9 protein-coding genes are annotated in these 8139 nt (G+C 45.0%); 2 read left to right on the top strand and 7 right to left on the bottom strand.

Features of this window, described 5'->3' with window-relative positions; genetic code table 11:
* The 3 genes from QMN93_RS25080 to QMN93_RS25070 form a co-directional block, all read right to left on the bottom strand.
* The coding region (locus tag QMN93_RS25080) for a HEPN/Toprim-associated domain-containing protein (protein ID WP_139800574.1) at positions 1-815 on the bottom strand (815 nt) is incomplete at its 3' end.
* Positions 816-948: 133 nt separating this feature from the next.
* Entirely contained in the window at positions 949-2043 is a 1095-nt protein-coding gene (locus QMN93_RS25075) for a hypothetical protein (RefSeq protein WP_007372351.1), read from the bottom strand.
* A gap of 19 nt (positions 2044-2062) precedes the next feature.
* Positions 2063-2827: a tyrosine-type recombinase/integrase gene (locus QMN93_RS25070; protein ID WP_000174662.1), complete on the bottom strand. Its 765-nt coding sequence runs from the start codon at positions 2825-2827 to the stop codon at positions 2063-2065.
* A gap of 464 nt (positions 2828-3291) precedes the next feature.
* Here QMN93_RS25070 and QMN93_RS25065 point away from each other — a divergent pair, with 464 nt between their 5' ends.
* Complete coding sequence (locus tag QMN93_RS25065; protein ID WP_000182008.1) at positions 3292-3969, top strand: hypothetical protein; 678 nt, start codon at positions 3292-3294, stop codon at positions 3967-3969.
* A 30-nt stretch (positions 3970-3999) separates the two neighbouring features.
* On the opposite strand, the gene QMN93_RS25060 is transcribed toward QMN93_RS25065, so the two are convergent.
* Positions 4000-4623, bottom strand: coding sequence for an RES family NAD+ phosphorylase (locus QMN93_RS25060; RefSeq protein ID WP_106672654.1), 624 nt, complete (start codon positions 4621-4623; stop codon positions 4000-4002).
* Positions 4624-5154: 531 nt separating this feature from the next.
* On the opposite strand from QMN93_RS25060, the gene QMN93_RS25055 reads away from it, so the two are divergent.
* On the top strand, positions 5155-5850 hold the full coding sequence (locus QMN93_RS25055) for a hypothetical protein (RefSeq protein WP_106672652.1): 696 nt from the start codon (positions 5155-5157) through the stop codon (positions 5848-5850).
* Between the two features lie 175 nt (positions 5851-6025).
* On the opposite strand, the gene QMN93_RS25050 is transcribed toward QMN93_RS25055, so the two are convergent.
* The 3 genes from QMN93_RS25050 to QMN93_RS26300 all read right to left on the bottom strand — a co-directional run bounded on the left by QMN93_RS25050 (position 6026) and on the right by QMN93_RS26300 (position 8134).
* Positions 6026-6310, bottom strand: a complete 285-nt coding sequence (locus QMN93_RS25050) for a hypothetical protein (protein WP_000032260.1) — start codon at positions 6308-6310, stop codon at positions 6026-6028.
* Positions 6310-7137 carry a ParA family protein gene (locus QMN93_RS25045; protein WP_000981293.1) on the bottom strand — a complete coding sequence of 276 codons (828 nt, stop codon included), beginning with the start codon at positions 7135-7137 and terminating at the stop codon, positions 6310-6312. Before QMN93_RS25045 ends, QMN93_RS25050 begins: the two co-directional genes overlap by 1 nt.
* A 940-nt stretch (positions 7138-8077) precedes the next feature.
* The gene (locus QMN93_RS26300; RefSeq protein WP_003032489.1) at positions 8078-8134 is read right to left on the bottom strand and encodes an IS1 family transposase; all 57 of its coding nucleotides are present in this window, start codon (positions 8132-8134) and stop codon (positions 8078-8080) included.
* Between the last annotated feature and the right edge of the window lie 5 nt (positions 8135-8139).

The following is an 8139-nucleotide window of genomic DNA, read 5'->3' as shown; positions in this document are numbered from 1 at the left end:
GGTAAGCAGAGTTTTTGAAATGTAAGGCCTTTGAATAAGACAAAAGGCTGCCTCATCGCTAACTTTGCAACAGTGCCTACCAGTGCACTCAACTCAGAGAGGCTCTGTCTGGCATGTCTAAGCGGTTGAGTGGCTCCCGCATGTTTTTCTTCCAGATCGTCAAAATCATCAGTCAATTCGGCAGATATGAGCCATTTCAGGTCCAGTTCGCATACAGCGCCATCCTCAGTGATTAGCAGAATCGCTAAAGAGTAAAAATCTCGTTGTGTACACGGGAAATTAAAGTTCGAATCACGAACCCAGGAGCAATCACCGTCAACCGAGCTGACCATCAGGGAAAGCACAGGATCACCGGTTTCAATCCACGTCAAAAGTTGGGCAAAATCTCTCTCGTTACTCGGCCAACATGCCGCCTTATTTAACCGGTCAAGCCAGTCATCCAGCGTTGCATTTTCAAGAACCGGGATGACGTGCTTCAGCCAGGTGATTCTGTACTGAAGATAATTTTCTCCGTGGGGATGTTCTTCGCTTTCAAGTTTGGCCAGCTCCGCAATAGAATCCGTTTTCCAGGACTCAATGGCAGTCGAAAAATCCCGTTCGAGAGCGGCCCGGTCATATCCGTTCAGCTGTAACCGTCGGCGCATCTGTGCCACGGTCGTCCGATAGCCGATAAACGTTCCTTCTGACCAGCTCCCGTCCTCGTCTTTGACAATCTCCCTGACACGATCGGCCTTCTGAAAATACCATTGATGATAGTCATTCTGCGTATCGTACAGAGTGAAGTTACCGATAGAGATATCTGTCCACGTTGACATCGAACACCCTCAATGTAATACATTTGAAATTCATTTGTATTTGTTATTGTGTTTCTAAGAGGTACCAGATAATAACTACATAAGACATACATTTGTAATTCAAAGGAATTTCAAATGTAATTCATTTATATACTTATTCCTCCAGCAACCGCACGTTACCATCACAGAAGTTACACCCTATAAGACCGCTCATTTCAGGAACTGAGGTTGAATGCCCGCCACAGTATCCGCAGGTTTCCAGTGAGTCATGTAATACGAGACAGGTGGTGCACAGGTATCCACCACCGTACTCACATACCGTCTCATAGCCGTCACAATCAGAACAACTTGCAGGAAGACCAGAATGACTAAAATCTTCTGGTTTACCCTCCCATTCATCAAGCAAATCGTATCGTGATGAAGAGTGGTTACATTGTACGCAGGTGAATTCTGTTTCACCGGTAGCGTATAAATTCTGCTTTATCCCGCAGTCAGGGCAGGTAACTTCGAGATACTGATCTGACCTGGTACCGCAGACCAGACAGTCAGATTCATGCAGGGTATTTCCGCTTTCCTCATGTATACACATATCAACCGCAGCTTTTTTACTACAGGAGCGGCAAACTGAGACTGAACATCCCTGTTTTTCGAGTCCATCAAGTTCCGGCTTGAGATAACGAAATTTAGCATCAGCATAAAAAAACGAGCTCCGGAGCATTCCATCTTCGTCTAATGCGAGCTTAGAGTTCAGAGGCTCTCCAAAAATCGAAAACCACTGATCACGCATAAAACGATTTAGCGCAAACCAGGCATCGGCCTGTTCATGAAGAATTTTCTTTGATTGCTCGTCTGTGAAATCGGAATGATAAAAATGAACCACCCGGTTGCGATGGTCTTTGACTTTTTTGAATACGTCGATGGTTTCTTTAGGAAGAGGGTGTTCCAGAACATCAGCTAATCGCTGACATGTTTCATCGTATGTCACCGACTGGAAATCACCTGCAAGGTACCTTGCTCGCTCTATTTTCCTGCCGGAGCACACCAGACTCCAGTGCTCATGTAACAAAGGTACCTTCAGCAGGATCTCGACCGCTGTCCAGAAACTGACAATCGAAAATTTGGGCATGGAGTCCTGCAATTCTTCACGCGCCTTATCCAGAAACACAAGTCCGTTGTCGATCAGAGTCAAAACATCTTTAGATACAAAGGGATCGTCATCACTCTCAAATCTGTATTTGGTTTTTTTCATGGGAACTCAACTTGGTTATCTATTTTATACGCAGTAGCTGCAGCGCATCCTGTGTATCGAGGGTGAAGCGCAGCTGCTGACTGGCAGCCACGTCGAGCGCAAATATTTTCGTATAGACCTCAGTACTCTCAAACTTCTCATGCCCCAGCAGACCCTGGAGTACCTTAGGGTGAACGTGGCCATATAAAAGGTGCATTGCAAAACTGTGCCGGAAGGTATGGGGGCTGACGTCGATGCTCAGTCTGACGCCGTCACGATCCGCGGCATCAGTAGCCCGGACCAGCCAGTTACGCACCGTCCGGTCGGAAACATTCCACACCGGTTGCGCGCGACGTTCGCCTGTAATCGGATCATCTTCAAACTGCTCCTTCGTGCTGGCGAACAGCCGGCGCATCTCATCGACATAGGCCGGGTCCGATAACGGCACCACCCGGTTGGCACTTTTTCCCTTACGCGGACGGCCGCCGCCGGCACGCCGCTGTTTGGCGGTGCGAAGAACGACATGCGGAATGCTCTCGTTAAGGTGAAAGTCACGCCGTCTCAGGGCAAGGCCTTCGTTCAGGCGTGCCCCGGTATTCCATAACGTATTAAAAAAAGCGTGCTGACCCCAGTCCTGAACAAAGTGCAGCAGTCCGGCCACTTCCGGAGCCAGCAGATATTTTGGCAGCTCGGTGTAGTGCCGGGCCATTTCGCGTAGCGAAAGCGCGCGGCCGTAGTCCAGGCCAGCCGACTGGCCTGTCGCCGGCAGGGCAGGGGAGGCGTTAATAAAAGAGGGCAGAGTCATGGTGTCCCCGTTGGTCCGCTCACGCTACGTAAATTCTGTCGGGTTACACCCCTGCAACCCTGCCATTTTTCACGTAGCGCAATCTGATGAAATTCTGCTGTCATTTTCGTTGCTCGCGACCGCGACTGCCACGGAAAAAACCCGCAGAGCGGTGTGCACTGAATTTCCGCTTTCTGGATATATACCATAAATCAGAAACAAATATTTCAGCGTGAGGAGAGTATGGGATCGCAAAAGGATCGAAAAAGGATCCTTTTTGCCTGGATGATGGGGTCTGAAGGGGAGGGAAGGGCTGTATGTTGTGTTCTGTGACAAACTGCCCTCAGTTGGGCGACCTTTCCTCAAATAGCGGAAATCGGAATGCAGATTTTGCAGGGAATGCAGGAAGTACAAAAATTGCACTTCTTTAAGATTTTGTGTATTCTTAAGTCATGGAAATCTTAAACACCCGAGACGAGGCGACTATGACAAACATCAGTTATGCACCTAATAAAGCCCGTGCTCACCTCAAAAACCGTGAGCAAACTGAAATCCAGCTGCTGCAGACCCGCATTCAGAATGTGGGAAGCAAGTTCGTTGAAGCACTGCATGAACTGCCCCACGAGAAGTTACTGGAACTGCTCACGCTGCAGGATGAAACGTTCTGGGCTGAATTAAAGAATCAGGCTCAGCTGCAGACATTAATTAATACCATGACACCTGAAAAACAGGCCCAGGAAGATCTTGCTGAAGCGAGAGAAGTATTTCTTAAGTCGCTGGAGAATTCAGGTGGAGTGCATAAATCAACGGCAGTTATAAAAATACTGGCAACCACGCCGCCAACCCTGCATAAAAGAGGAAACCGTGGTGAAGTTATTCAGATTAAATGGGGTTCTGAAAACCTTTACCCGGTATTTCAGTTTTGCACACGTGAGAATAATTCAGAAGGTGGTATGCTGGCCGGCATCCCGGAATTATTATCCCTGATTAAACACAAGGTCAGTGCTGTGCGGAAATGTCACTTCTTTACCCGTAAAGTTGATATTCCGGGAACTGAAACACATGTCTCTATTGTTGACGCGCTGCGCCGTGGCGCTACGCCTGAAGAGATGACCCACTTCAGAATCCTGGCAGAAAACTTTGGTACCAACCATACCATGTAAAAAAATGGGCCTTTTGGCCCATTTTTAATCTCAGAGAGTAAGAATACCCAGCTTTGATTTTAAGATCGCCTGCGTACTTTGTCCGTTGAGACTGAACTGGATTAACGGAGTGACTGAGATGTTCTTCAGCATTCCGTTTCCATCAACGGCGTCAGACCACAACGCGATACAGGTTTTGCCGGTGTGTTGAGACAAATATTCAATACCATCAGCATAATGAGAAAGCACTTCTGCCAGCCACTGAGTATCCTCATAGACAGCTTTAGAGCCCATCAAATAACCTAACGGAGTTTTCAGATGGGGCGCCAGGGCAGCTAAATCAATAATCTTGATTGTGCGTGCTGCCTGAATTACCGCCATACAGTTTTTCTCAAGATCCTCAGTTTCAACAAGCGGAGCATCCTGATAAAACTCTTTCAGCCCTGTAAATGCCGTGGTGGCCAGATACAATACACCTTTGGATTTGCTACGCAGTGAAAAGCGGGTTTCTGATTCAGAGTTGAAATAGATACCATTTCCACCGTAATACTGGTCCTGCACCTTGTAAAAATCAGGTTCAATAGTTAATTCTTTGAAAATTTCACTATCAGAGATTTCTGCGCCGGCTAAGATTTGAGCTACTACATTATGTAGGTCCTCTGTAAATTGGTTCATGGATGATTCCTTCTGTAAAGTTTATATATCGAATTCTTTGAGTTTCCATGTGGAATTCCTCTCAGATTTACGTGTGTGTTGCGCCTGTTATCCAGACGTAACGTGAGGTAGTTGCCCGTTAAGCTGACAACTGAGTTGATAATACATCACCTGGCGCTGGATGTATTAGAACGATCGGTAAAGAATGAACTAAATGATATAACCAACTAATTTTGGTAGGTTTCCGTGTAATACCGGCTGAAGAATTGAACATTTAATTAGCTTTTAAGTGAAATTACGCCGAATACAAATGAACTACTTTTGTAATTCATTTGTATTCGGTGCCGATGATATGCATTTACAGTCTTTACCGGTTCTGGCTGGCGTTGTTACTCATTCGATTGAGTGAGAAATCCTGACCGTCCTGGTTGTTACCGCATCAAAATATCTCCCACAGGTATCAGCCTCCTTTCGACATCAGTTTGCACGTTGATTTGACAAATGTTGAACTATAGTTCAATTTATCATTATAAAATCAGTTGGGAGTCTAAGATGAAGCTCAGTGTCAGATTGATTGAAGGGTTTAAAAAAACATATCTTCCTCTGCAGTTCAGAGCCTTCTGGGATGATGAGGGATTTTGCTATTTAAAAGTTCAGATCGTTGACGGGAAGATAATTTTTTTCTGTGCTCAGTTGTTAAATTATTATAACACTTCAATTACCAATGCTGTTGAGAGTGTACGGGCATCAGCTGTGAATGCACTCATTAATGACGGTGCAATTAAAATACAGAATCAGCAAGGGATTTTTGATTTATTTAAATCACAGGAACGTAAAAGTAAAGAAGTGATATCAATTCTGTTTGAGTATGTTCGTGAGAATTCTGTATGGATAGAACATTACGAATCTCAAATCAGCATAACTCAGGATGACCGATATAGTCTGGTTCACTTCAACCAGTACCAGGAACCTAACTGGTCTTTTATTTCTAAAGAAAAACTTGAAGAGACATATCCTGAATTTGATTTTCATGTTTCCAGAAAGTCTCTTGAAAACTGGAGTAATGCCCGATTATCAACTCAGACGATTAAAAAATTATTAAAAGAAAAAAACTGGACCATGAAGGAAGTTGCTGCTCGCTGGAATCGTTCGGAATCATGGATGAGTAAAGTTGTTAATGATGAGGAAAGGGAACTCTACTGGGAAGACGCTTTTAAAGGACTCCCTTCAAAAATACACGAAAAATGAAGACAGAATCGCCAGTTCTTAATGTTAAAATCCTGTACCCATCAGTACCCTGTTTTGCTTAAAGAAGAACTTGAGATAATTAAGCAGCTGGACAAGATGGCCTGCTGATCCCGCAGGCCAGACTGAGCAGGAAAGATGTCTGGATCTGAAATACAAATGTATTTCATTTGTATTTCTAAATGTTCTCTTTAATCGCCTTCAGAACTTTTTCTGGTCCTGCTGACTGAGCAAGGTACAGCCCTGCACGAAGTAATGTGGAAACCGTAATGTTCTTGTGCGTAAGTGCCTGGATCTGCTCAACCAGTTCCTGCGCCAGCATCTTTTCCGCAGGTGTCATGCGTATAGTTTTTGGTGTTTCGCCTGTCGTATTTTTCTTTTTAGCCGCAATGTTAGTCAGGCTACTTTCTTTTCTGGCCCGTTCAGGTTTTTCCATTATAGGTCGAACAAGTTCTTTAGACATTATGCTGCCTCACTGCTGATAATTTCTTCTAGCTCACGGGCAAGTTTGCCGTAATCCACTAAAGCCATTGCACTTTTCTGGTAGTAGTACAGAGGAAGACAAGCCACCTGAGACTGTACTATGGCCTGATCAGTACGAATCCGGCTTTTCAATAGTCTCGGAGAAATTCTCTCGTGCGAGCCCAGAGCGGTTTCGATATAAGTGTTTATTTTCTTATTTGCACCATTGTAATTATTCCGGAATACACTGAAGCGTGCATAATCTTCCTCAGAGATCTCATCCATATAGTCCAGCATGATTTCAAGACCACTCAGAGAAAAACTCCCGCCATCGACAGGTACCAGAACATGATCGGCGATAAAAATTGCATTGCCGGTTGCGATATTGAGCCCAGGTGCACAGTCAATAATGATGTAATCATATTCAGTGCGAACTTTCTCGAGATGACGGCCCAGGATTTTTTCGCGGTGACTGCGGGTAAGGGTCTGTTCAATAATTTTTTCGAACGTCGGGTCAGACGGAATCAGATCCAGGTTAGGGATAGGAGCATCACCGGCCATCGCGGGGATGATGACATCGCGGATATCAAATCGAGAATTGCTGTAGAGATCGCAAATAGTTGGACCATACATGGAATAGTACTTTTTACCATTTGCGGTGACTTCTGTCGTATTGGCCTGCTGGTCCGAGTCAATCAACAGCGTCCGCTTCCCTGATCTGGCATAGTGAACAGCCAGATTGGTAGCCGAGCTGGTCTTACCAGGACCACCTTTATTGTTCATTATCGCAATTATGCGAGCATATCGTTCCTGTAGCTTGTTCATCATAACGGCTCCAGATTATGTTTATCAGTCAGGAGTAGTTGTAATCCATTACGCACACATTGGCAATACAAATGTAATACAAAAGTATTTTTATACTGATTGATATTTTGTCTTGCTATGCAGTTTTATGGAATAGTTAGTGCACACTTAAAATTTCTGAATAGTCACTGAAAGGTAAGTTATGACGATTGAAAGCTTTTTCATCGGCACTCGCATGTCAGGAAAACGTTATGGACCTCAGAGTAAAGACATGCAGGTTTCTGAATTCATAGCACTTATATCTCCGAAAAATGAACCTGAGAAATTTGTCCTACCCGATTTCTCCGGTCTGGCACGTCGGATTGACGCCCAGATCCGGAATCAGTTTATTCAGCAAAAAGAGGATGACTATTACCGTCGATACCGACAGCTTTCGGACCGGTGGTATCAGGCCGGCTCAATCAGTGACAGAAACAATCGCAGCCAGCGTTTTGAGAAGGTCATGGATGAGTCGCTTGAGTTTTTGGTTTACAGTCATGATGTTATGCCCAACATCAACCCATATAATCTCAAATACGATGATCGCGTTCAGCTTAGCACGAAAGGCAAAATGTACTGCGTAGCGCTTCTGTTCCATATTATCGCTCGAGCGGCCTATGAGCCAGGCTCTGTAGGTGCAGATCCTACGCTGCAAAGGCATTGCAAGTGGCTGAAGGACTGGATTAATAAAACGTTAGGGGATCATTTTTTAGAGGGAATGATGATTACTTTCGCCCTTTGTTATCCTGACCACTTTCCTGCCCTGCAGCGCCTTAGCGGAGAGTTAGAAACACGTGATGTTGACACATTCCTGGCTGACGAAGTTCGTAAGGCAAGGCAACCCACAGAGGAACAGGTTAATTATCATAACGGCCGGTACCGGTTGAAATTCGAGTACACTCACTTTCACGGTAATGACTCCAACTTATTGATAGTGTTTTATGTTCAGATAATGCCCGATGACTTTGTCATGCAGCTCCACCGATT

Source organism: Enterobacter sp. R-1.6.2, assembly GCF_035064085.1.
GTDB classification, from domain to species: domain Bacteria; phylum Pseudomonadota; class Gammaproteobacteria; order Enterobacterales; family Enterobacteriaceae; genus Enterobacter; species Enterobacter asburiae_B.
The sequence above is the reverse complement of the archived record's forward strand: the minus strand, read 5'-3'. Positions and strand labels throughout refer to the sequence as shown.

Coding starts and splice junctions, on each gene's coding strand:
- QMN93_RS25075 (WP_007372351.1), bottom strand. CDS start 2,043: ATGAAAAAAACCAAATACAGATTTGAGAGTGATGACGATCCCTTTGTA.
- QMN93_RS25070 (WP_000174662.1), bottom strand. CDS start 2,827: ATGACTCTGCCCTCTTTTATTAACGCCTCCCCTGCCCTGCCGGCGACA.
- QMN93_RS25065 (WP_000182008.1), top strand. CDS start 3,292: ATGACAAACATCAGTTATGCACCTAATAAAGCCCGTGCTCACCTCAAA.
- QMN93_RS25060 (WP_106672654.1), bottom strand. CDS start 4,623: ATGAACCAATTTACAGAGGACCTACATAATGTAGTAGCTCAAATCTTA.
- QMN93_RS25055 (WP_106672652.1), top strand. CDS start 5,155: ATGAAGCTCAGTGTCAGATTGATTGAAGGGTTTAAAAAAACATATCTT.
- QMN93_RS25050 (WP_000032260.1), bottom strand. CDS start 6,310: ATGTCTAAAGAACTTGTTCGACCTATAATGGAAAAACCTGAACGGGCC.
- QMN93_RS25045 (WP_000981293.1), bottom strand. CDS start 7,137: ATGATGAACAAGCTACAGGAACGATATGCTCGCATAATTGCGATAATG.